At 62.4% G+C, this 1209-nt stretch carries 3 protein-coding genes; all 3 read left to right on the plus strand.

The features are described from left to right. Nucleotides 1–10 precede the first annotated feature (10 nt). Nucleotides 11–421, plus strand: a complete 411-nt coding sequence (sdhC, locus tag NCR34_RS27855) for a succinate dehydrogenase, cytochrome b556 subunit (protein ID WP_159834264.1) — start codon at nt 11–13, stop codon at nt 419–421. Between the two features lies 1 nt (nt 422). Then, the gene (gene sdhD / locus NCR34_RS27860; RefSeq protein WP_244849780.1) at nt 423–791 is read left to right on the plus strand and encodes a succinate dehydrogenase, hydrophobic membrane anchor protein; all 369 of its coding nucleotides are present in this window, start codon (nt 423–425) and stop codon (nt 789–791) included. Between the two features lie 5 nt (nt 792–796). After that, nucleotides 797–1209: FAD-dependent oxidoreductase (locus NCR34_RS27865; RefSeq protein WP_250501436.1), on the plus strand; the 413-nt coding region annotated here is incomplete at its 3' end.

The following is a 1209-nucleotide window of genomic DNA, read 5'->3' on the forward strand; positions in this document are numbered from 1 at the left end:
GGGGTCTAGCATGGCTGAAGCCGTAAAAAAACCAAGGCCCGAGTACCGGAACATCGGGCTTGGACAGATCGCGAAGTATCGCTTGCCGTGGGCGGGCAAGGTGTCCATTCTGCATCGCATCAGCGGTCTGTTGCTCTTCATCGCGCTGCCCTTTCTGCTGTATCTGCTCGACCAGAGCCTGACGTCCGAGATCAGCTTCGAGGCGTTCAAGGGCTTTCTCGCGCACCCCATCGTCAAGATCATCACGCTCGTGCTGTCGTGGGCGTATCTGCATCACTTCTGCGCGGGTATCCGCTTTCTCGTGCTCGACATGCACGTGGCCGTCAATAAGGAAGGCGGACGACAGACCGCCATCGCGGTGCTGGTCGTCTCGCTCGTGCTGACGCTTGCCGTCGCGCTGAAACTTTTCGGAGCCTTCTAACATGGGAACGCAAAACCGGGTCGGCCCGAAGCGCCTCGTCGTGGGCGCGCATTACGGCACAGGCGAATGGCTCGCGCAACGCGTGACGGCCGTCGCCGTGGCGGTGTACACGCTCTTGCTGCTCGTGCTCTTTTTCGGCGCGCATAACTTCTCCTACGAAGGCTGGGCCGGCATCTTCGCGATGCAGTGGATGAAGCTCGCCACCTTCGTCGCCTTGCTCTCGCTCTTCTATCACGCGTGGGTCGGCATGCGCGACATCTGGATGGATTACGTGAAGCCCGTCGGATTGCGCCTGGGCCTGCTGGTGCTCACCGTCCTGTGGCTTCTCGGATGCGCCGGCTACGCTGCACAGATTCTCTGGAGAGTTTAAAGAACATGGCTGCAATCAAGACTTCCTTGCCGCGTCGGCGCTTCGACGTGGTGATCGTGGGCGCGGGCGGATCGGGCATGCGCGCGTCGCTGCAGCTCGCGCGCGCGGGCCTCTCCGTCGCGGTGCTCTCCAAGGTGTTCCCGACGCGCTCGCATACGGTGGCCGCGCAAGGCGGCATCGGCGCATCGCTCGGCAACATGAGCGAGGACAACTGGCACTACCACTTCTACGACACGATCAAGGGCTCGGACTGGCTCGGCGATCAGGACGCCATCGAGTTCATGTGCCGCGAGGCGCCCAATGCGGTCTACGAACTGGAACACATGGGCATGCCGTTCGACCGCAATCCGGACGGCACCATCTATCAGCGCCCGTTCGGCGGCCATACCGCCAACTACGGCGAGAAGCCCGTGCAACG

It is taken from the genome of Caballeronia sp. GAWG1-5s-s (assembly GCF_023631445.1).
In the GTDB taxonomy this organism is placed as follows: domain Bacteria; phylum Pseudomonadota; class Gammaproteobacteria; order Burkholderiales; family Burkholderiaceae; genus Caballeronia.

Coding starts and splice junctions, on each gene's coding strand:
- sdhC (WP_159834264.1), top strand. CDS start 11: ATGGCTGAAGCCGTAAAAAAACCAAGGCCCGAGTACCGGAACATCGGG.
- sdhD (WP_244849780.1), top strand. CDS start 423: ATGGGAACGCAAAACCGGGTCGGCCCGAAGCGCCTCGTCGTGGGCGCG.